The organism is Parviterribacter multiflagellatus (assembly GCF_056863265.1).
The window spans coordinates 375,841-397,580 of sequence record NZ_JBXPIZ010000005.1; the positions used below are offsets into that span (position 1 = coordinate 375,841).

Genomic DNA, 21,740 nt, shown 5'->3' on the forward strand with positions numbered 1-21,740 from the left:
ATGGCTGAGGTCTTCTTCTTCATCGCGGCCGCGGGCGCCCTCTTCGGGGCGATCGGCGTCGTGTTCTCGACCGACAACCCGTTCTACAGCGTCCTGTCCCTGGTCGCGCACCTGCTCTCGCTCGCCGGGCTCTTCCTGCTCCTGCGCGCGGAGATGCTCGCGGCGGCCCAGGTCGTCGTGTACGCGGGCGCGGTCATGGTGCTGTACGTGTTCGTCGTCGCCTACATCGGCGGCGAGGAGCCCAAGCTCGCGCCGCTGGGCCCGACGCTGCGGCCGATCTCGTACCTCTTCGTCGGGGTCGTCCTGATCGAGCTGTGCATCGCGATCATCGGCTCCGGCCTGAGCGCGCTGGACGGCGACGGCGCCCCCTACGTGCCGGGCTTCGGCACGCCGGACATGATCGGCGAGCTGCTGCTCACCAAGTTCCTGCTGGCCTTCGAGCTGGCGTCGATCCTGCTGCTGCTCGCGGCGGTCGGCGCGGTCGTGCTGGCCCGTCGCCGGCGCGGTGTGGGCGAGCGCGAGTTCGACGTGCCCACGTACTCCGTCGTCGAGGTCGTCCGCCCCGAGGGCACCGGCACCATGCGCGAGAGCGCGACCGGCCTGCCCGAGGTGCTCGCGGCGCGCGCCGACGACAGCCCCGAGGCGCGCGAGCGCGCGCAGGTGGGCGTGGGCGCGCGGCCGTCCTCGGCCAAGCCCGGCGACGACGAGGAGCGCGGCTGGTGAGCATCACCTGGTACCTGGTCCTCTCGGCCATCCTCTTCGCGCTCGGCGCGGGCGGCGTCCTCGTGCGCCGCAACCCGCTGGTCGTCCTGCTCTGCCTCGAGCTGATGCTGAACGCCGCCAACCTGGCGCTCATCGCGTTCAGCCGCATGCACGGCAACGGCGACGGCCAGATCTTCGCGATCATCGTGATGGTGGTCGCGGCCTGTGAGGTGACGGTCGGCCTCGGCCTGATCGTCGCGATGTACCGGCGGCGCCTGCCCGTCGACGTGGACGAGCTTCGGGAGCTGCACGGCTAGATGGACTCCGTCAAGACCTTCGCCTGGCTGACCCTGCTGCTGCCGCTCGCCGGCACGCTGGTCAACGCGCTGGGCTTCAAGATCTTCAAGGGGAAGACCCCCGGCTACATCGGGACGCTCTTCCTCGCGGGGTCGTTCGCGGCGGCGATCGCGACGCTCTTCGCCCTGCAGGACCTCCCCGCGGAGGAGCGGCACGTCCGCGCCATCGCGTGGGACCTCGCGAACGTCGCGGTGGGCGACGGGCAGACGCTCGACGCCAAGCTCGGGCTGCTGATCGATCCGCTCGCCGTCTGGATGATGCTCGTCGTCACCGGCGTGTCGACGATGATCCACATCTACGCCACGGCGTACATGAGCGGCGACCGCGGCTACTCGCGCTTCTTCGCCTACCTCAACTTCTTCGTCTTCTCGATGCTCACGCTCGTGATGGGCGGGAACTTCGTGATGCTCATCATCGGGTGGGCGTTCGTCGGCGCGGCGTCGTACCTGCTGATCTCCTTCTGGTACCGCCGCGAGACCGCGACCAAGGCCGGCATCAAGGCGTTCGTCATCAACGTCTTCGGCGACGTCGGCCTGACGCTCGGCGCGTTCTTCATCTTCAAGGGGTCGGGCTCGCTCGACTACCTGACGACGTTCGAGCACGTCGGCGACATCTCGCAGGGCGACCTGACCGCCGGCTGCATCCTGCTGCTGATCGGCGCGTTCGCGAAGTCCGCGCAGGTGCCGCTGCACACGTGGCTCGCGGACGCGATGGAGGGCCCGACCCCGGTCTCGGCCCTGATCCACGCGGCCACGATGGTCACCGCGGGCGTCTACCTCATCGCGCGCATGTGGCCGCTGTTCGAGGAGGCCCCGGCCGCCGCGGACGTCGGCGCGATCATCGGCTGCGCGACGCTCATCATCGCCGCCACGATCGCGATCACGGTCACCGACCTCAAGCGCGTCATCGCGTACTCGACGATGTCGCAGATCGGCTACATGGTCATGGCGGTGAGCTCGGGCGCGTACGTCGCGGGCCTGTTCCACCTCATGACGCACGCCTTCTTCAAGGCGCTCCTCTTCATGGCGGCCGGCTCGGTGATCTCCGCGATGGCCTCGGTCCAGAACCTGGACAAGATGGGCGGCTTCCGCAAGCCGATGCCGTTCACCTACGGGTGCATGGTCGTCGGCGGCCTGGCGCTCGCCGGCGTGCCGCCGTTCTCCGGTTTCTTCTCCAAGGACGAGATCCTCGCCTACACGGCCGCGCGCGAGGACTGGCACGTCATCCTCGCGGTCGTCGGCTACGTCGCCGCGTTCCTCACCGCCGTCTACACGTTCCGGATGATCTTCCGGGCCTTCTGGGGCGAGCCGGTGCAGGAGGCGCGCGAGCTGGCCGAGGGCCACATGCACCACCTCGACGTCCCGCGCAACCCGGTGACGGGCGAGGAGGAGGACACCGACGTCGGCTTCCCCGGCCCGGAGCACCACATCGCCGAGAAGGCGCCGGGCATGAAGATCGCGATGGGCGTCCTGGCGCTGGGCGCGATCGGCATGGGCTTCCTGCAGATCCCGCACGTGACCGAGGTCGTCCACCACTTCCTCGAGCCGACGTTCGAGGAGTCGCACCTCTTCCACGAGGTCCACCCGTCCGACACGCTCACCTGGGGCGGCATGGCGCTCGGCGCCTTCCTCGCCGTCGCGGGCATCTTCACCGCGTACGTGGTGTGGGTGAGGGAGGGCGGGCCTGATAGCGCGCGTCTGCAGGAGCGCTTCAAGCCGCTCCACACGTTCTTCGTGAACAAGTGGTACGGCGACGAGATCATCGACTTCCTCATCGTCCGTCCCGCCCAGTGGTTCGGCCGGTTCGCGCAGTCGACGTTCGAGCGCTTCGTCGTCAACGGCGTGTTCATCGGCGGCCCCGTCGGGCTCGTCAAGGCCGGCAGCGCCGCCGTGCGCGGCCGCCAGACCGGCTTCCTGCGCGCCTACGCCGCGCTCATGCTCGTCGGCATCGCCGGCGCGCTCCTCTGGTTCCTGCTCGAGGCTTCATGACCCTGCACCTGTCCTACCTCCTCTGGCTGCCGGCCCTCTTCGCGCTGCTCGCGGCGTTCGCGCCGCGGCGCCTCTCGGGCTGGGTCGCCCTGCTCGGGTCGGCGCTGGCGCTCGTCTTCGCGATCGCGCTCGTGGTCGACTTCGACAAGGGCGCGGGGCTCCAGTTCGTCACCGACGAGCAGTGGATCGAGCAGCTCGGCATCCACTACAAGCTCGGCGTCGACGGGCTGAACCTGTTCCTCGTCCTGCTGACGTCGGTCGGGTTCACGGCGGTGACGCTGTGGTCGGCGCTCGACGACTCGATCGCGGGCGAGCGTGCGCGCTCGTACTTCTTCTGGCTGTCGCTCGGCCACACCGCGGTGCTCGGCGCGCTGCTCGCGCAGGACCTCGCGATGTTCGTCGTGTTCTTCGACCTGATGCTGGTGCCGTTCTTCTTCCTGACCGGCATCTTCGGCGGCGAGAACCGCATCGCGGCGGTCACCAAGCTCTTCATCTACACGCTCGTCGGCTCGCTGCTCATGCTCGCGGCGGCGATCGCGACCGGCACGATGGCGGACGGCGGCACGACGTTCGTGCTCTCCGACCTGCTGGACGCCGGGCTCTCCGAGGACTCGCAGAAGTGGATCTTCCTCTGCTTCGCCGCGGCCTTCCTCGTGAAGATGCCCGCGTTCCCGCTGCACGGCTGGATGCCCGACGGCTACCGCGCGATGCCGCTGCCGGTGCTCGCGGTCTTCTCGGGCGTGCTGTCGAAGGTCGCCGCCTACGGCTTCCTGAAGATCGCGCTGCCGCTCTTCCCGGAGGGCGCCGCCGAGTTCCAGGAGCTGATCCTGCTCATCGGCCTGGCGTCGATCCTCTACGGCTCGGTGATGGCCTTCACGACCACCGAGTCGCGGCTGATCCTCGGCTACTCGTCGGTCGCGCAGCTCGGCTTCATCGTCCTCGGCGTGTTCGCGCTGGAGGAGGACGGGGCCCAGGGCGCGATCCTGCAGTCGGTCAACCACGGCCTCGTCGTGCTGCCGGCGTTCTTCATCGTCGCGCTGCTGGCGGCCCGCGCCGGCTCGTCGGACATCCGCGACATGGGCGGCGTCGCGTTCCGCGCGCCGGTCTTCGCCGCGATGTTCCTGATCGTCGCGCTGGCGACGCTGGCGATGCCGGGCTCGTCGAACTTCATCGGCGAGTTCCTGATCCTGCTCGGCGTCTTCCGCGACAACATGGTCATCGCGATCGTCGCGTTCGCCGGCGTGGTGATGGCGAGCGTCTACATGCTGCGCATGTTCATCCGCTCGATGCACAACCGCGTCGGGCCGAACGTCGAGTCGCGCGACATCCGGTTCGCCGACGGCCTCGTGCTGGTCCCGCTCGTCGCGGCGATCATCGCGCTGGCCCTGTACCCGCAGCTCCCGCTCGAGAAGGGCGAGCGCGACATCAACGGCACGATCGGCGCCGCCGCGCAGGCCGCCGGCCAGGAGGAGGTGGCCCAGCGATGACCAAGGGCCCGGTGATCGACTGGGCGGGGCTCTCCCCGCTCCTCGCGATCTTCGGCGGCATGACGATCGTGCTGCTGGGCGGCCTGCTCCGCGCGCGGTTCGTGCGCGAGACGCTGGTCCCGCTGGGGGCGCTCGCGACGCTCGGCACGTTCCTCGGCCTGTCGATCTGGCAGTGGGACACCGGCATCGACCTCGTCGAGGGTGCGATGCGGGTCGACACGTTCGCGATGTACCTCAACGTGCTGTTCGCGATCGCGGGCATCGTCGCGGTGCTGCTGTCGTGGCGCGCGGAGGCCCCGCGCGAGACGTCGCACGGCGAGTTCTACGCGCTCCTGCTGGCGTCGGTCGGCGGCATGGCCGTCCTGGTCGGCGCGCAGAACACCGTCACGCTCTTCATCGGCTTCGAGCTGCTGTCGATCCCGCTGTACGTGCTGTGCGCGGCGGAGATGCGGCGCGAGCGCTCGCTGGAGTCCGGTCTGAAGTACCTCATCATCGGCTCGGTCGGCTCGGCCACGCTGGTGTACGGCCTCGCGCTGCTCTACGGCGCGACCGGCTCGACGGACTTCTCCGGCATGGCGGCCGCGATCGAGGCCGGCGACGCCACCGACTCGCTGCTGCTCGCGGGCGTCGCGCTGACGCTCGTCGGCCTGGCGTTCAAGGCGTCGGTCGCCCCGTTCCACCAGTGGACGCCCGACGTCTACCAGGGCGCCCCGACCGCGGTGACCGCGTTCATGGCCGTCGCCACCAAGGCCGCCGCGTTCGGCGTCATCCTGCGCCTGTTCGACGTCGCGCTGGCCGGCGTGCAGCCGACCTGGGGCCCGGTCGTCGCGGCGCTCGCGACGATCACGATCGTCGTGGGCAACGTCGGCGCGATCGGGCAGTCGTCGCTCAAGCGGCTCCTCGCGTGGTCGTCGGTCGCGCAGGCCGGGTACCTGCTGGCGGGCGTCGTCGTCGCGACGCGCGCGGGCCTGGAGGCGACCTGCTTCTACCTCGGCGTCTACCTGCTGATGAACGTCGCGGCCTTCGCGGTGATCGTCGCGCGGGAGCGGTCGACCGGCCTGGGCGACCACCTCGACGGGTTCTCCGGCATCGGCTGGACGCGCCCGCAGCTCGCGTGGCCGCTGACGATCGCGATGCTCGCCCTCGCCGGCATCCCGGCCACGGGCGGCTTCATCGGCAAGTTCACGATCATCGAGTCGCTCGTCGAGGGCGGCTACACGTGGCTCGGCATCGTGATCGTGCTCGGCTCCGCCGTCTCGCTCGTCTACTACCTGCGCGTGATCGCCGCGATGTGGATGCGGCCAGCCGCGACCGGTGAGCCCGCCGCCGCGGTCTCCGGCCCGGCCGGCGGCCAGCCGATCCTCGCCGGCGGCTCGCCCGAGCTCGACGAGAAGCCCGTCCACTGGGAGGTCGTCCTCGTGGCCGTCGTCGCCGCCGTCGCGACGCTCGCCGCGGGCGTCTACCCGGGCCCGCTGTTCGATCTCGTGTCCGATGCGGGTGCGAGCATCACGTCGTTGCTGTAGAAGTACACACCGCAGTCTCTCTTCGACGACCCCGGCCGCGGCCCGCCTTCGTGCGGGTCGCGGTCGTTCTCGGCGTCGGGCCGTCGCGCCGACGCACGTCCGTGATCGGAGATCTGGGCGTCATCATGGTGGGTACGAAGCTGGTGCTGCCGCGCACGGACTCCGAGGAGAACGCCCATGACCCGAACCACCCGCCTGCTGGCCATCGTCCTGTTCGTCGTCGCGGTCGCGATCGTGGGGGCGCTGTTCGCCGCGCTCTTCGGCTCGCTCGGCCCGCTCGAGCTCCTCATCGTGCTCGTGCTGTCCGTCCCGCTGACCACGGTGCTCGTCCGCGCCGCGCGGACGGTGCTGCCGGGCGGGCGGGGCCGGCACGCCTGACGGCGTCGTCAGGCGGCCGCCCGGGTAGGCCGTGGGGCGATGACCGAGAGCAGAGAAGGCCGCCGCGAGGACTTCGACGAGGACCCGCGGGAGGCAGGGGTCGGCCAGGGCGGCTACCCCGAGGAGAACCCGGGCGTCGGCGGGCCGGCGCAGGACAGCCCCGAGGGGAAGGACGCGCGGAGGAGCGACGGCGGCGCGGACGGGGGCGACCGCGACTCGCCGCCCAGCGGCGCGACGGGGAACCCGGACGCCGCGGGAGGCTGAGCGTCCGACCCGGCGGGTACGGATTCCCCCATGAAGCTGATCCGACGACGCAAGCCGAAGCCGGTGCCGATGCAGGTGCTGGACTCCGCTCGGCTGGTCCTGAAGGGGCTCGTCGCCCAGCGTGTGGCCCGCAAGCTCTTCAAGCGCTACAAGCTCGCGCGCAAGCTGCCGGTGCTCGTCGCCGGCGGCGGCGCCGCGTTCTTCGTGGTGCGCAAGCTGAAGGGCGGCAGCGCTCCGGAGCCTGCGCCGTACCAGGCGCCGGCGTCCACGCCGACGGGCTCCGCGGCGAGTCCGGTCGAGCCCGCGCCGCCGGTCGCCGCCGCGCCCACGCCGGCGACGACCGCGGCCGCCGCGCCGGCGCCCGAGGCCGACAGCGCGCCAGCCCCGCCGACGCCGGCCGCCGCTGACGCGCTGGAGAACACGGACGAGGACGAGGCGCCGGCCGCCGCTGACACGCCCGCCTCGACCAGCGCTCCGGCGCAGGAGACCCCGGACGATCCGGCGGAGGCGCCCAAGGACGCCGACGCAGCGGAGGACGCGGCCAAGAGCTGACGGGGCGCGGCCGCGCCGCGCGCGGTCGCACGCACGACGTGCCGCGGGCCGCCCCACCGGGCGGCCCGCGCCGTGTCTACCGCCGCTTCGCCGCGGCCGCGCGCCGGAGCTTGCCGGCGTGCTTCGTGGTCCAGGTGTCCCGGTCGGCGGTGCGGACGTCGACCGTCAGCTCGATGTTGGGCGTCCTGCCCTTGGCGAGTGCGGTCCGCAGCGCCTTGGTCGGCGCGAGCGCGCCGGCGGGGAGCCGCAGCTCGATCGACTTGGACGCCTTGCGCGTCGCCTTGACCATCGTCGTGGTGAACCGCGCGCCGGTGCGGGACGCGCGGCGCTTGCCGTCGATCCGGACGAGCGGCTTCGCGCGGCCTCGCAGCGACGACGGGAGCGTCACGTCCACGCCGCGCAGTGCCGCGCCGCCGGCCGCCCTGGTCACCTTCACGACGAGCTGCGGGCCCTTCGTCCCGACGCGGCCGAGCGACACCTTCACCTTCGGCGCCGTGCCGCAGCCCTCGACGGCGGCGCGCGCGCCGCTCTCCGCGCTCCCGCCGGCCCAGCTCGTGAAGCGGCCGGCGAAGTTGCCCGCGACGCCGCACATGTCGGCCGCCGCAGTCGTCATCCCGCTGGGACCGCCGTTGAGCGTCAGCGCGAACCGCGTCACCGGCACGTCGGGCAGGCCCCCGAACGTGGCGATGATGCGCTGCTTGGGGTCGAGCGTGATGGTCGCGTCGAGCCGGAGCGGGATCGCCCCGCGCAGCAGCACGGCCAGGCCGGGCAGCGTCTGGCCCTCCTGGCCCTTGACCAGCACGACCGGGCCCGCGAGCGGCTCGGCGAGCAGCGGCGTCCGCGCCTCGGCGGAGCCGACGACCGCGGACTGCGGGCACGCCGCCGGGTCGGGCGCGTCGCACACGACGCCGAGCGCGCCGAGGTTCGCCGCGAACGTGCTCGGCAGCGTCACCGCGGCGGTCTTCATCGCGCCCTCGCCCTCAGGCTGCGTGATCGTCGTCGTCAGCGTCGGCCGCCCGCCCTTGCGCACGGCCGCACGGCCGCCGCTCACCTGCGCCGCCAGCCGTGGCCCGAAGGCGAGCTGCTCGCAGCCGGTGACCGGGAACGACGCGCCCGCCGCGACACCGTTGATCTGGGCCGCGACCGCCGCGGCGCCGCAGGCGCTCGGGTTGAGCAGGAAGCCCTCGCGGTCGAGCCGCAGGACCATCCGGCGGATCTCCAGCGGGATGCCGCCGACGACCTCGGGCAGCCCGCTCGCGGTGACGCGCAGGCGCGCGTCGTCGCCCAGCCGCAGCGACGAGCGCAGCGTGACCGTGCCGAGGTCGAACGGGCCGACCTTCGCCGGCACCCGGACGACGAGCGCGCCGAGCTCGCCCGGCGCCTCGGCGGCGCCGAACGTGATGTCGCCGCCGAGGGTCAGCGGGGCGCCGCCGGCGCCCGCGGTCACCTCGACGCTGCCCAGCCGGTCGCCCGGCCGGACGGACGCGAGCTTGCCGAGCAGGCCGGTCGGCATCGTCAGCGCCAGGTCCCGCAGGGCGGGCTGGCGGTCGGGCCGCTCGATCGCGATCGTCAGCGCGGGGGAGGCGCCGGCCTGCGTGGTCGACGCGCTCACCCCGAGCGCCGGGGTCAGCGTGTCCGCGCAGTCGGTCGTCTCGTAGCTCGCGGTCGCGGTCTTCGCCGCCCCGCCGCTCCACGGCGTCAGCTCCGCCGCGACCTCCTGCGTGCCGCACCGGTCGGTCTGCCGGAGCACCGCGCGGTCCCCGCCGCGGAACGTCAGCGCGAAGGTCGTGAACGGCACCATCGGCAGGTCGGCGAACGTCGTCGTGATGCGACCGGTCGCCGGGTCGAGCGCCACCGAGCCGCGCAGCACGAGCCGGACGCCGGGCCGCTGGAGCACGACGACGAGCCGGTACGGGTCGTCCGCCCGCGGCTCGCCGAGGAACACGTCGCCCGACAGCGCGCCGACGAGCGGCGTGTCGACCGACGCGTCGCCGATGTCGGACGCCGCCGGACAGGCGGGCGCGACCGCGTCGGCGCAGGTCTCCAGGCCCTGGCCGAGCGGCGCGTTGAGCGCGACGCCCTCGGGCAGCACGACCTTCGCCCCGCGCACGTACGACTGGCGCACCGCCCCGTCAGCGCCGGGGACGGTGAGCTTCACCGTCGCGCCGGTCGGCGTGCGCGCGGCGGTCGACGCCATCTCGACGCCCGCGCCCGGGTCGAACGGCACCGCGCCGCAGCCGGTCGGGGCGAACGTGGACGTCGCGCTGCCGGTCGAGCCGTCGTGCGCGGTGACGGTCATCGTCGTCGTCGCCGGGCTGCACGCGGTCGGGAGCGTCATGAACGGCTTGCCGTTCGGCGCGGCGCCGTTGAGCGTCAGCGACAGCGAGTTGACGGTGATGCTGAGGCCGCCGGCGGTCTGCGGGATGTCGCGGATCGTCGTGACGAGCGACGCGTCGGCCGGGTCGACGGTGATCGGGGCCTCCAGCGGCATCTTGATCAGCCCGATCGCCTCGAGCGCGAGCCCGAGCCGCGCCGGCTCGTCCCCGCGCGGCGCGATCAGGAACACGTCGCCGCTCGCGGTCACGTTGAGCGGGAGCAGCACGATCGCCGTCGCGTTCGACGACGCCGTCCCGACCTTGCTCGCGGCCGGGCACTTGTAGTCGGCGAACTGCTGCTGCGTGCACGTCGCCGCGGGCGCGTTCGGGTTGCCGATCAGCCCGGGCGGCAGCTCGACCACCACGTCCTTCAGGTCGGCGGCCGAATCCCGCAGCTCGGCCGACACGGTCACGTTCGGGTGGGCTCCCGCCTGGGTACTCGACGGCTCGACCCTCAAGGACTCGAGCCCGAAGTCCGCCACGGCCGGCGATGCACCACCCGCGAGACACCCCACTGTCAGAGCCGCGACCGCCGCGGCCCTCCTCAACCCTCGTAGCACGTCTTTCCCCCTACATCCGTGAGACGGGGCGCAACTGTACGGCATCGTGCACCCAACTGGTACGGTGACGTTTGTCATGGAGGTAGGGGTCCTTCGTGCAGCCGCGACGGCGGTCGTCGCGGCGCTCGCACTTGCCATCGCGGCTGCCGTCCCGCAGTCCGCGCACGCCGCGCTCGGCATCGCGTCGGCGGGGGCTGCGCCGACGAACCCGGCGGCCGGCGCGCACAGCGACTTCCAGATCTCGCTCGCGTTCTCCGACCCGTCTGACGACGTCAAGAACCTGCAGATCGACCTGCCGGCCGGCGTCATCGGCAACCCGGCGGTGACCCCGCGCTGCACGCAGGCGCAACTCGGCGCCGATGCGTGCCCTCCCGCCGCGCAGGTCGGCAGCATCACCGTCCAGGCCGGCGCGCTCGGGCTCACGATCCCCGCCGAGGGCACGGTCTACAACGTCGACCCGAACCCGGGCGACCCGGCCAAGCTCGGCATCGTCGTGCGGCCGCTGATCGGGCTGCTCGGCAAGATCGTGCTCGAGTCGCCGATCTCCGTCCGCGACGGGTCGGGCGACTACGGCCTCACCTCGACGATCGTGAACATGCCGCGCACGCTCAGCGGCATCCCGATCGACGTGAAGGCGATCGCGCTCACGCTCAACGGCACGGCTGCGAACGGCGGCTCGTTCATGGCGAACCCGACGCGCTGCACGCCCGCCCAGACCGTCTTCAGCGCCGAGTCGTACGGCGGCGCCAAGCCGCGCGCGACCGCCTCGTTCACCGCCACCGACTGCGCCGGCGTCCCGTCGGACCCGGCGATGGAGCTCGTCGCGCACGACACGCGCACCGACACGAACACGCCGTTCACCATCGGCGTGCGGCTGCCCGCCGACACCGGCGGCCGCGTCCAGGGCCACATGAAGGACGTCAACGTCGTGCTCCCGCGCGGGGTCGGCCTCAACCCGCCGGTCGCAGACGGGCTGGAGCTGTGCACGCCCGAGCAGTTCATGCCGACCAACGACCTCCCGACGAAGTGCGACCCGTCGTCGGACATCGGCGACGTCGTGTTCGAGACGGGCGTGATCCCGCCGCTGAAGGGCGACGTCTACTTTGGCACCTCGCCGAAGGAGCGCTACCAGCTGCTGATCGTCGCGCAGGACGGCAACCTGCGCGTGAAGATCGTCGCCGCGGTGCGGCCCGACCCCGACACCGGCCAGCTGACCACGATCTTCCGCGACCTGCCGCAGTTCCCGGTCACGCGCTTCTCGCTCACGTTCCGCGGCGGTGACAAGTCGGTGCTGGCGACGCCGCCGACGTGCGGCGAGTACCAGGGCAGCGTCGCGATCACGCCGTGGAGCGGCGGGAGCTGGCGACGCGCGAGCGCGGCGTTCGGCGTCTCGCAGGACGGCGCGGGCGGATGCGACCAGCCCAACCAGCCGCAGATCGCGATCGCGCCGTCGACCTCGAAGGCCGGCGCGGACACCTCGACGCGGATCGAGATCGTCCGCCAGGCGCGCCACAAGCCGATCAAGACGCTCTCCACCGTGCTGCCGCCCGGCCTGCTCGCCCGCATCAACCAGGTGCCGCCGTGCTCGGCCGGCGACGCGAACCGCGCCCGCTGCGACGACGCATCGAAGATCGGCACCGTCGGGGTGGACATCGGCTCCGGGCCGCGGACGGTGCGGCTCAACGGCGAGCTCTTCCTCGCAACGCCCGCGGGCGACGGTGTCCTCGCGCGGCTGGCGTTCGCGATCCGCGCCAAGGTCGGCCCGATCGACCTCGGCACCTACACGCTGCTCGCGCCGATCTCGCTCGGCGTCCGCGACGGCCGCGTCCACGTGGACGCCCAGCTCGCCGAGGCGTTCGAGGGCATCCGGCTCAACATCCGCAAGGTGACGCTGAACATCAACCGGCCGGGCTTCATGATCAACCCGACCGGCTGCGACCCGCGGCCCGCGCTGGAGACGCTCGGCGCGACCGACGGCACGTTCGGCGAGGGCATGTCCGCGTTCACCGCAACGCAGTGCGACCAGCTCGGGTTCCAGCCGCAGCTGGAGATGCGCTCGGACGCGACCACCACCTCCGGGCAGGGCGACCGCCCGCCGATGACGGTCGACGTCCGGTCGCGCGGCTCGGACACCGCGCTGCGCGACGTCGTGGTCGTCTTCCCGGGCAACCTGCAGCCGAACATCGACCTGCTGCAGAACGTCTGCAACTCGCAGGCGGTGGGCGAGGAGCGGTGCCCGGACGTCGCGCGGGTCGGCACGGCGCGCGCCACGTCGCCGCTGCTGCCGTATCCGCTGGAGGGCAAGCTCTACCTGACGTTCCCGGAGAAGCCCGAGGAGACGCCGGGCCTGACGCTGCCGTGGGCGAGCGTCGTGCTGCGCGGCGTCGGCGGGCCGGCGAAGATCCGCATCGACGGGCGCCTGGCGCTGCGCAACGGGCGGCTGGAGGCGCGGTTCACCAACCTGCCCGACGTCCCGCTGACGCGCTTCACGGTCGACATGAAGGCCGGCGCGGTGATCGCGCAGGACGACCCGTGCGCCGCCGACTTCGGGCGCGCCCCGGTGCGGATGTTCGGGCACAGCGGCGCCGAGCGCGCGGCCGACCAGAAGGTGGAGTTCGCCGCCTGCCGCACCGCGCCGATCGCGACCGCCACGCTCGAGCGCGTGGCGACGACGCGACCGGTCGTGCGGGTGGCCGTCGAGCGCGCGCCGCGCGGCGGCCGGCTGCGCACGGTCCGGCTCAAGCTCCCGTCCCAGCTCGCGGTGCGCTCGACGCGCCGCGGCGTCACGGTGCGCGTGGGGAGGAAGGTGCTCTCCAAGCGCCGCTGGTCGCTGTCGAAGAAGACCAAGACGCTGCGCATCCAGGGGCTCGGCTCCAGCGGCGCGAAGAAGGTCACGGTGACGCTCGCCAAGGGCGCGGTGCGCGCCGGCGCGAAGACCCGCTCGAAGGCCCGCCGCGGCGACCTGCGCGTCCGCTTCGCGCTCACCGCGCGCGACACGAACGAGAAGCTCACGACGCAGCGGTTCTACGGCTACGACGAGGCGTGGAAGACCGGCGTCCGCGGGTAGGGCGTCGGGCATGGACGACGAGGTCGTGATCACGCCCTACCGCGACGGGCCGCTGCTCGTGCGCGGGAAGTTCCGCCTGCAGGACCAGGAGGGGAACGAGATCGACCCCGGCCGCGAGACCGTCGCGCTCTGCCGCTGCGGCAAGTCGCGCATCCGCCCGTTCTGCGACGGCAGCCACACGCTCGTCCGCTTCCGCGCGCCGTCGGAGCCCGAGCGCGGGCAGCCGCCGCGCTCGCTCCGCTAGATGGTCGCGCGCGCCGTCTCGCCGAGCGGGAGGCGGAGGGAGGAGCGGCCCTCCTCCCACGCCTCCAGCAGCGCCGCCGCCCAGCGGGCCTCGATGGCCGCGAGGGTGCGGGCGCCCCACAAGAGGTCGCCGGCCAGGTGCGGCTCGGCCTTCACGAAGCCGCCCGCGAGGTCGACGGACGCCACGGCCTCGTGGACGGCGTCGGCCTCGACGTGCTCGTCGAAGAACGCGGTGGCGCGCGGGTCGTCGCCGAGGCCGAGCCGCCGCACCGCCTTCGCGTAGCGCGCGTTGGGGATCGTCGACGTCATCTCGAACAGCGCGAGGTGGCCGACGATCGCCCCGCGCCGCGCGCGGTGCAGGCCGAGCATCGACATCAGGTTCACGGTCGCGAGCGTCAGCGCCGGGATGTGGTCGAGATATGCGCCGTACGTGCTGTCGAGGCCGAACGCGTCCATCGCCTCGGCGAACAGGTGCGCGTGCACGCGCTCGGCGCGGCCGCCGCCGAACTCGTCGGCTTCGATCTCCACGAGCGCCGCCTTCGCCGGGCCGCTCAGGCGCGGAATCGCCCACGCGTGCGGGTCGGCCTCCTTGAGCTGGTAGGCGGAGCGGTGCACGAGGAACTCCAGCAGCTGCTCGTGCGTGCCCTCGCGCTCGAGGTGCTTGGAGAGGGACGGGCCGTCGTCGGCCTCGGCGATCGCGCGCAGCGCGAGGTCGACCTCGGTGGGCGTGACCTCCTCCGGCAGCGACGGGCCGGTCAGCCGCTCGAGCCCGTCCTGGAAGAGCGCCTCCATGTCGCGTCGCGCCGACAGCAGCGACGGCTCCCACTCCCACGCCTCGTCGACCCCCGGGATGCCGCGGTAGTGCAGCTCGTAGCAGCAGTACAGCGCGAGCTGGAGGTCCTCGTCGGTGAGCGGGTCGGCTTCGTAGCGCTCCGGGAAGGGCAGCGGCGCGAGCTCGTGCACTGGGCGGGCGAGCGCGGCGAACAGCTCTGCCGTGAGCGGTCCGCGGGGTTCGGGCAGCCGAAGCATGGTGGCGACCCACTACCCACTTGACTCATGATCAGTCACCGCCGGTAGTCCTCGACGAGCGCGGCGACGGCCCCCTTCGGGCCGGCCGCGCGCAGGCGCGCCGCCGCGGGCGTGTCGGCGAGGCGGCGGGCGGCCCCCAGCTCGGGGGCGCAGCCGAGCCGCGCGGCCACCGGTTCGAGCCGGTCGAGCAGCGCGTGGACGGGCGCGCGCAGCGGGCCGGTCGCGCCGTGACGGGCGGCGAGCCAGCGCAGCTCCTCGATCTCGTGGCGTGGCGCGACGGGCAGCCGCTCGCCCGCGTCGTACCGCTCGGCCAGCCACGCGACGAGCGCGTGGACGGTGCCGATCACCGCGCCCGCGCCCTCCAGGCTGGGTTGCGCGTCCGGGACGCGGATCTCCAGCGTGCCGTGGCGCGGGTGCGGGCGCACCTCCCACCACCACTGCATCGGATCGCCCAGCCGCTCCAGCGTCCGGGCGTGCGCCTCCCACGAGGCGATCGCCGGCGGGACGCCCTGGCGGGGGAGGAGGCCGCCGATCTGCGGGCGCACGCTGGCGAGGCCCGTGTCGACGCCCGCGTGGAACGGCGCGTTGGCGGCGAGGGCGGCGACGAGCGGCAGCTCGGCGCGCAGCGCGTCGTGCACCGCGAGCGCGCGGTCGGCGCCGCTCACGCGCACGTGGACCTGGAGCGCGAACACGAGCTGCGCCCGCGCCACCGCGCCGTACTGCTCGGCGATGCGGTCGTAGCGCGCGCCGCTGTTCAGCTCGCCAAGCGGGTGCGTGAACGGGTGGACGCCCGCGGTGGCGAAGGCGACGTCCCCGTTCACTGCGCGCACGAGGTCCTGCCGCGCGGCCCGCAGTCCGGCCACCGCCTCGCCCGCCGTCGCCACCGGCGGGAGGACGATCTCCAGCTGCGCGGCGGGCAGCTCGAGCGTGTACCGCGCGTCGCCGTCGAGCGCGGCCAGGACCTCCCGCGCGCGCGGGACGAGGTCGAGCGTGCGCGGGTCGAGGAGCATGAGCTCCTCCTCGACGCCGACGGTCATGGGGCCGGGCGCGTCGAAGATCGCCCGCAGGTCATCGGCGGTGGGGGTCACGGGCTCCAAAGCTGGCAGGGAGGATGTCGGGTGGTTTGGGACGGGCGTCGCGAGGACATACCCCGGCCGTGCGGCTCGTCACCCTGCCCGGAGTCTTCCGGCCCATCAGCGACTCCCGGTTCCTCGCCGACATCCTGCGCGAGCAGACGCTGCCGCCGCGCGCGTCGGTGCTCGACCTGTGCACCGGCAGCGGCATCCTCGCGCTGACCGCGGCGCTGCGCGGCGCGCGCGACGTCACCGCGGTCGACGTGTCGCGGCGGGCGGTGGCGACGGTCAGGCTCAACGCGCGGCTCAACGGCGTCAAGGTCCACGCCTGCCGCGGCGACCTCTACGAAGCGGTCGGCGACCACCGCTTCGACGCGATCGTCTCCAACCCGCCGTACGTCCCGGCCGAGACCGACGAGCTGCCGACGACCGGCCCCGAGCGCGCGTGGGACGCCGGCCGCGACGGGCGCCTCGTGCTCGACCGGATCATCGCCGGCGCCGCCGACCACCTGCGCCCCGGCGGCTTCATCCTCCTGACCCACTCGTCCATCCTCGGGACGGACCGGACGCTGGCCGACCTCGCCGAGGCCGGCCTGTCCGCCGAGGTCGTCGCGCGCCGCCGCGGCCCGCTCGGCCCGCTGATGTCCGCGCGCGTGCACCAGCTCGAGTCCGAGGGCCTGCTGAACCCCGGCCAGCGCCACGAGGACGTCGTGATCGTCCGTGGCCGCAAGCCGGCCAGGACGAGCCCGCGCGTGGTCCCGCGCGAGCTCGCCACGCCGACGCGCTAGCCGCCGGCCTCCGACTTCTCGCGCTCGGCGACCTTCGCCGCGAGCTGCTCGGTCACCGACGGGTCGCGGAGCGTCGTGACGTCGCCCAGCTCGCGGCCCTCCGCGATGTCGCGCAGCAGGCGGCGCATGATCTTGCCCGAGCGGGTCTTGGGCAGGTCGTCGGCCCAGATGATGCGCTTGGGCCGCGCGAGCTTGCCGATCTTCTGCGCGACGTGCTCGCGGATGTCCGCGACGAGCTCGTCGCTGCCCTCGCGGTCGCCCTCGAGCGTCACGAACGCCGCCACCGACTGACCGGTGTCCTCGTCGGCCTGGCCGATCACCGCGGCCTCGGCGACGAGCTGGTGGGAGACGATGGCGCTCTCGATCTCCGCCGTCGACATCCGGTGGCCGGACACGTTGATGACGTCGTCGATGCGCCCGACGATCGAGATGTAGCCGTCCTCGTCGACCCGCGCCGCGTCGCCCACGACGTACGTCGTCGGGCCCAGGCGCGAGAAGTACGTCTCGACGAAGCGCTCGGGCTCCTTGTAGAGCGAGCGGAGCATGCTGGGCCACGGCTGGTCGATCACGAGCAGGCCCTGCTGGCCCGGCTCGACCGGGTTGCCCTCCTCGTCGACGACCCGCGCGGCGATGCCCGGCAGCGGCCGCCCGGCCACGCCCGGCTTGGCGGACTCCGCGCCCGGCAGCGTCGTGATCATCACCGCGCCGGTCTCCGTCTGCCACCACGTGTCGACGACCGGGCACGTCCCGCCGCCGATGACCTCGCGGTACCACAGCCACGCCTTCGGGTTGATCGGCTCACCGACCGTCCCGAGCAGCCGCAGCGACGACAGGTCGTGCCGCCCCGGGTACTCCTCACCCCACTTGATGCAGGAGCGGATCGCGGTCGGCGCGGTGTAGAAGAGCGTCACCTTGTAGCGGGCGATCAGCTCCCACCAGATGTCCTTGTCCGGGTAGTCCGGGCCGCCCTCCCACATCACCGACGTGCAGCCGTTCGACAGCGGCCCGTAGACGATGTACGAGTGGCCGGTGATCCAGCCGACGTCGGCCGAGCACCAGTAGACGTCCTCGTCCGGGCGCAGGTCGAAGACGTACTTGTGCGTCCACGTCGCGCCGGTCAGGTAGCCGCCGGTCGTGTGGAGGATGCCCTTCGGCTTCGCGGTCGAGCCCGACGTGTAGAGGATGAACAGCGGGTCCTCGGCGTCGAGCGGCTCGGCCGGGCACTCCGGGTCGGCCGCCTCGAGCGCCTCGTGGTACCAGACGTCGCCCTCGCCCATCGGCGCGTCGTTGCCGACGTTGCGCACGACGAACGTCGTCTCGACCGGCATCCCGATCTCGTCGCACTGCTGCTTGATCGGCGCGGTCTTGCCCTTGCGCCGCGCGCCGTCGACGGTGATCAGCGCCTTCGCGTCGGAGAACTCCATCCGCTCCTTCACGGAGCCGGGCGAGAAGCCGCCGAACACGACGTTGTGGATCGCGCCGATGCGCGCGCACGCGAGCATCGCCACGGCGACCTCCGGGATCATCGGCAGGAAGATCCCGACGACGTCGCCCTTGCCGATGCCGTGGTCCTTGAGGGCGTTCGCGAAGCGCTGCACGTCGCGGTGCAGGTCCGCGTACGTGACGTCGCGCTCCTCGCCCTCCTCGCCGCGCCAGTGGAAGGCGACCCGGTCGCCCCGGCCCGCCTCCACGTGGCGATCGACGCAGTTGTACGACACGTTGAGCTTGCCGCCGGCGAACCACTTGTAGTGCGGCGCGTCGGAGTCGTCGAGCACGGCGTCGTCCGCGAAGTCCTCGAACCAGTGCAGCAGCTCGCGCGACTGCGCCGCCCACCACGCCACCGGATCGTTCGCGGCGGCCTCGTGCAGCGAGCGGTCCTTGACCAGCGCCCCCGCGGCGAAGCCCTCCGGCGGGTCGAACCGCTCGACCCGCTGAAGCTCCTCCAGCGTCGCGCTCAACGTGTCAGCCATGCAGCTCCCCTTCTTCTCTTCCGAACCCGATCGTCAGTGGACCCCCACGGCGCGCTCGGCGCCGATCCCTGTCTCGGACCGAACATACAGCTCGTGGAAGGAGCGCTCGGTCGCGCGCTCGGTGGAGAGCAACGTTCCGGCAACGCACCCGATGAAGCCGAGCGGGATCGAGATGATCCCCGGGTTCGCGAGCGAGTACCAGGAGAACAGGCCGCCCTCGCTGTCCGGCCCCGGCCACACGCCCGGGCTGATGACGACGAGGAAGATCGCGCTCACCACGCCGGTGAGCACGCCGACCACCGCGCCGGTCGTGTTGAACCGCCGCCAGGTGAGCGCCAGCAGCAGCGCCGGGAAGTTCGCGCTCGCCGCGACGGCGAACGCGAGGCCGACCATGAACGACACGTTCAGGCCCTCCCCGCCGATGATCGCGATCGCGATGGCGATGGCGCCGATCGAGACCGCCGCGATGCGGCCGGCCCAGATCTCCTGCCGCTCGTTCGCGCGGCCGCCCTTGATCACGTTCGTCCACACGTCGTGCGCGACCGCGCCGGACGCGGACAGCACGAGCCCCGCGACCACCGCGAGGATCGTCGCGAACGCGACCGCGGCGATGATCGCCAGGAACAGGTCGCCGCCGAGCGTGCCCTCACCGCCGCCGAGGAAGAGCGCGAGCTCCGGCGCGGCGAGGTTGCCGCCCTTGCCGGCCGCCGCCACACCGCCCTCGCCGAGCAGGGCGCGCGCACCGAACCCGATGAACGTCGTGAGGATGTAGAAGGCACCGATGATGAAGATCGCGTAGACGACCGACGAGCGCGCCGCCTTCGCGTCGGGCACGGTGAAGAACCGCATGAGGATGTGCGGCAGGCCCGCCGTGCCGAGCACGAGCGCGAGGCCCAGCGACATCGTGTCGATCGGGTTGTCGTACAGCGCGCCCGGCGCGAGCGAGAACGTCGACTCGGCCGTGGTGTTCGCCTCGGCGCGGTTGAACAGCTCCACCGGGTTGAAGCCCACGCGCTCGAGCACGAACGCCGACATCACGATGATGCCGATCATCAGCAGCACGGCCTTGATGATCTGCACCCACGTGGTGGCGAGCATGCCGCCGAAGATCACGTACATGAGCATGAACGCGCCGGTCAGCAGCACCGCGAGGCTGAAGTCGATGCCGACGAGCGCCTGGATGAGCACGCCCGCGCCGACCATCTGCGCGATGAGGTAGAAGGCGACGACGGCCAGCGTGCCGATCGCCGCGGCGGTCCGGGCGGGCTTCTGCCGCAGCCGGAACGAGAGCACGTCGGCGATCGTGTACTTGCCCGCGTTCCGCATCCGCTCGGCGAGCAGGAACATCACGGTCAGGAACGCGACGAGGAAGCCGACGGAGTACAGGAAGCCGTCGAAGCCGTAGAGGAAGATCAGGCCGGCGATGCCGAGGAACGACGCGGCCGACAGGTAGTCGCCGCTGATGGCCAGGCCGTTCTGGAAGCCGGTGATCGAGCGGCCGGCGGCCCAGAAGCCGTCGGTGGTCTGGACGCGCTTGGAGGCCCAGTAGGTGATGACGAGCGTCGCGGCGAGGACGATGGCGAAGATGACCAGCGCCTCGACGTTGACGTCGGCGAGCACGAACGTCATGGCCGCACCTCCGGCGCGCGCGTCGTGGATGCGGGCTCCGGCTCGCGGGCGAAGCGCGGCTCGCCGGCCATCGTCTCGGCCTTGCGCGCCACGGCGTCGGCGAGCGGGTCGAAGACGTCCTGCGCGCGGCGCAGGTACGCGTAGCCGAGGCCGCCGACCATGACGAACTGCGTCAGCGCCAGCACGTAGCCGACGGTCAGCCCCTCGTAGACCGACTCGCCCATGAAGTCGGGCGCGTACCCGCACAGGGCGATGAAGCCGAGGTACCACGCCAGGTAGAACGCGGTGGCCGGCACCACGAACCGGCGCCTGGCGGTGACGAGCTCCTGGAACTCGGGCGATCGCTCGATCGCCTCCCAGTCCGGAACGGGCTCGGATGCGGACACGGGCGCACCCGTGCCTCTGTCAGCGGTTGCCATGACTCTCCTCCGGTCGTCACGAACGCAACTAGTGAGACGGCCGTACCCACGCTAAGCGCGGTGGAAGCAGGCGGAAGACGCCTTGCGACGAGCGGTCGGAAAGGCGCGACGAACGGTCGGCGGCGCGCGGTGAGCGGCGCCGCCGATACGCGAGTCAGCGGCGCTTCTTGCGCTTGCGCCGCTGGCCGGCCGACTCGCCGTTCGGCTCGCCCGCACCGGCCGGTGTCGCCGGCGTCGTCGTCGCCGTGGGCGCGCGGCCGGAAGCGGCCTCGCGCGCCTCGCGCAGCTGCTGCTGGCTCGGCCACGGCTCCGCCCGCCCGGTCACCCACGCGGGCGTCAGGCCGCCGCGCAGCTTGCCGGCGAGCAGGAGCGCGATGCCCAGCAGCCACCACAGGCGGATGAGCTGCGGGCTGTCGAGCGCCGCCAGCAGCGGGAAGGCGAGGATGCCGACGATGATGCCGAGCACGCCGAGGAAGCGGGTGAGCAGGCCGGCGCGCATCGCGTTGAGCGCGATCAGGACGATCGCGGTGGAGAGCGCGAACTGCCCGAGCAGCTCGAAGATCTGGCCGACGGCGAGGAAGCCGTTCTGGAAGACGTCGCGGGCGGCCTCGGGCGTGCGGTCGGACGCGTCCTGGAAGTTCGCCGAGCCGATCCACGCGGTGAGGCGCTGGACGAGGTGGCCGATCGGGAACGCGACGAGCGCGATGACGCTCGCGATGAGCGGCGTCTTGCTGATCGGGGCGCGCGCGGCGACGGCCCGGTAGAGGTAGATCAGCACGTACGCGGTGGCCGCGACGCCGAGCGCGGTGAGCACGGCCGCCGCGCCGAGCCCGAGCAGGTTGTCGCCGTAGTAGTCGACCTGGCGGACGAAGAGGCTCGGCTCCTCCGGCGCCTGCCCGTTGCTCCGGGCCTCCAGCGCCTCCGGGAGGCTGATGAAGCCCTCCTCCTCGCCGGGGCTGCCACCGAAGATGACGGCGAACAGCACGGCGCCGGCGAACGACAGCAGGCCGCCCACGACGGCGGCGAGGATCGCGCGCGGGCGCTGCTGGGCCTCGTACGCCAGTGTCTCCTCGACGGGCGGGAGCTCGGGCGCGGGCTTGTCGGCGCTCACGGGCGGCTCGTCTCGCTCGGGGCCAGGGCGGCGCGCGGCGGCACCCAGTCCAGGTCGTCGCGCTCGACCGTGCGCGCGAGCCGGTCACCGGCCGCGAGGTACAGGTCGAGGATGGGGGCGGCGAGCCGGAGTCCGGCCTCGATGCGATGGCGCCAGGCGAGCTGGCTGGGGGTGAGCGTGGCCACGTCGGGCGTGAGTGTAGTCGCGGGCCCCCGTCCGGCACCC

19 protein-coding genes are annotated in these 21,740 nt (G+C 72.7%); 11 read left to right on the forward strand and 8 right to left on the reverse strand.

Features of this window, described 5'->3' with window-relative positions; translation table 11 throughout:
- The 8 genes from AC1UE5_RS13370 to AC1UE5_RS13405 all read left to right on the forward strand — a co-directional run bounded on the left by AC1UE5_RS13370 (position 1) and on the right by AC1UE5_RS13405 (position 7,251).
- Entirely contained in the window at positions 1 to 723 is a 723-nt protein-coding gene (locus AC1UE5_RS13370) for an NADH-quinone oxidoreductase subunit J family protein (protein WP_482924134.1), read from the forward strand.
- Positions 720 to 1,019, forward strand: a complete 300-nt coding sequence (nuoK, locus tag AC1UE5_RS13375; RefSeq protein ID WP_482924136.1) for an NADH-quinone oxidoreductase subunit NuoK — start codon at positions 720 to 722, stop codon at positions 1,017 to 1,019. The genes AC1UE5_RS13370 and nuoK overlap by 4 nt, the downstream gene beginning before the upstream one ends.
- Positions 1,020 to 3,047, forward strand: coding sequence for an NADH-quinone oxidoreductase subunit L (nuoL, locus tag AC1UE5_RS13380; protein ID WP_482924139.1), 2,028 nt, complete (start codon positions 1,020 to 1,022; stop codon positions 3,045 to 3,047).
- Positions 3,044 to 4,534, forward strand: coding sequence for a complex I subunit 4 family protein (locus tag AC1UE5_RS13385; protein ID WP_482924141.1), 1,491 nt, complete (start codon positions 3,044 to 3,046; stop codon positions 4,532 to 4,534). The genes nuoL and AC1UE5_RS13385 overlap by 4 nt, the downstream gene beginning before the upstream one ends.
- Entirely contained in the window at positions 4,531 to 6,057 is a 1,527-nt protein-coding gene (locus tag AC1UE5_RS13390) for an NADH-quinone oxidoreductase subunit N (RefSeq protein WP_482924143.1), read from the forward strand. The genes AC1UE5_RS13385 and AC1UE5_RS13390 overlap by 4 nt, the downstream gene beginning before the upstream one ends.
- 177 nt (positions 6,058 to 6,234) lie before the next feature.
- A complete protein-coding gene (locus tag AC1UE5_RS13395; RefSeq protein WP_482924145.1) occupies positions 6,235 to 6,435 on the forward strand; it encodes a hypothetical protein in 201 nt (66 codons plus the stop codon).
- A 39-nt stretch (positions 6,436 to 6,474) separates the two neighbouring features.
- Complete coding sequence (locus tag AC1UE5_RS13400; RefSeq protein ID WP_482924147.1) at positions 6,475 to 6,699, forward strand: hypothetical protein; 225 nt, start codon at positions 6,475 to 6,477, stop codon at positions 6,697 to 6,699.
- A 30-nt stretch (positions 6,700 to 6,729) separates the two neighbouring features.
- Positions 6,730 to 7,251, forward strand: a complete 522-nt coding sequence (locus tag AC1UE5_RS13405; RefSeq protein WP_482924149.1) for a hypothetical protein — start codon at positions 6,730 to 6,732, stop codon at positions 7,249 to 7,251.
- A 76-nt stretch (positions 7,252 to 7,327) separates the two neighbouring features.
- On the opposite strand, the gene AC1UE5_RS13410 is transcribed toward AC1UE5_RS13405, so the two are convergent.
- On the reverse strand, positions 7,328 to 10,039 hold the full coding sequence (locus tag AC1UE5_RS13410; RefSeq protein WP_482924152.1) for a hypothetical protein: 2,712 nt from the start codon (positions 10,037 to 10,039) through the stop codon (positions 7,328 to 7,330).
- Positions 10,040 to 10,262: 223 nt separating this feature from the next.
- On the opposite strand from AC1UE5_RS13410, the gene AC1UE5_RS13415 reads away from it, so the two are divergent.
- Positions 10,263 to 13,253, forward strand: a complete 2,991-nt coding sequence (locus AC1UE5_RS13415) for a hypothetical protein (protein WP_482924154.1) — start codon at positions 10,263 to 10,265, stop codon at positions 13,251 to 13,253.
- 10 nt (positions 13,254 to 13,263) lie between these two features.
- Positions 13,264 to 13,497 (forward strand): CDGSH iron-sulfur domain-containing protein, encoded by a 234-nt coding sequence (locus AC1UE5_RS13420; RefSeq protein WP_482924156.1) that lies wholly within the window; start codon positions 13,264 to 13,266, stop codon positions 13,495 to 13,497.
- On the opposite strand, the gene AC1UE5_RS13425 is transcribed toward AC1UE5_RS13420, so the two are convergent.
- Together AC1UE5_RS13425 and AC1UE5_RS13430 are read right to left on the reverse strand one after the other, a co-directional pair.
- A complete protein-coding gene (locus AC1UE5_RS13425) occupies positions 13,494 to 14,525 on the reverse strand; it encodes an iron-containing redox enzyme family protein (RefSeq protein ID WP_482924159.1) in 1,032 nt (343 codons plus the stop codon). The two genes, AC1UE5_RS13420 and AC1UE5_RS13425, sit on opposite strands and share 4 nt — an antisense overlap.
- A 35-nt stretch (positions 14,526 to 14,560) precedes the next feature.
- Positions 14,561 to 15,613: a carboxylate-amine ligase gene (locus AC1UE5_RS13430; RefSeq protein WP_482924161.1), complete on the reverse strand. Its 1,053-nt coding sequence runs from the start codon at positions 15,611 to 15,613 to the stop codon at positions 14,561 to 14,563.
- Between the two features lie 68 nt (positions 15,614 to 15,681).
- On the opposite strand from AC1UE5_RS13430, the gene AC1UE5_RS13435 reads away from it, so the two are divergent.
- Positions 15,682 to 16,386 carry a HemK2/MTQ2 family protein methyltransferase gene (locus tag AC1UE5_RS13435; protein ID WP_482924163.1) on the forward strand — a complete coding sequence of 235 codons (705 nt, stop codon included), beginning with the start codon at positions 15,682 to 15,684 and terminating at the stop codon, positions 16,384 to 16,386.
- On the opposite strand, the gene acs is transcribed toward AC1UE5_RS13435, so the two are convergent.
- From acs to AC1UE5_RS13460, 5 genes are all read right to left on the reverse strand, one after another.
- On the reverse strand, positions 16,383 to 18,356 hold the full coding sequence (gene acs / locus AC1UE5_RS13440) for an acetate--CoA ligase (protein ID WP_482924165.1): 1,974 nt from the start codon (positions 18,354 to 18,356) through the stop codon (positions 16,383 to 16,385). The two genes, AC1UE5_RS13435 and acs, sit on opposite strands and share 4 nt — an antisense overlap.
- A 33-nt stretch (positions 18,357 to 18,389) precedes the next feature.
- Positions 18,390 to 19,985: a solute symporter family protein gene (locus tag AC1UE5_RS13445; protein ID WP_482924168.1), complete on the reverse strand. Its 1,596-nt coding sequence runs from the start codon at positions 19,983 to 19,985 to the stop codon at positions 18,390 to 18,392.
- A complete protein-coding gene (locus AC1UE5_RS13450; protein ID WP_482924171.1) occupies positions 19,982 to 20,371 on the reverse strand; it encodes a DUF485 domain-containing protein in 390 nt (129 codons plus the stop codon). Before AC1UE5_RS13450 ends, AC1UE5_RS13445 begins: the two co-directional genes overlap by 4 nt.
- Before the next feature lie 187 nt (positions 20,372 to 20,558).
- Entirely contained in the window at positions 20,559 to 21,515 is a 957-nt protein-coding gene (locus AC1UE5_RS13455; RefSeq protein ID WP_482924173.1) for a hypothetical protein, read from the reverse strand.
- On the reverse strand, positions 21,512 to 21,700 hold the full coding sequence (locus AC1UE5_RS13460; protein ID WP_482924175.1) for a hypothetical protein: 189 nt from the start codon (positions 21,698 to 21,700) through the stop codon (positions 21,512 to 21,514). The genes AC1UE5_RS13455 and AC1UE5_RS13460 overlap by 4 nt, the downstream gene beginning before the upstream one ends.
- Between the last annotated feature and the right edge of the window lie 40 nt (positions 21,701 to 21,740).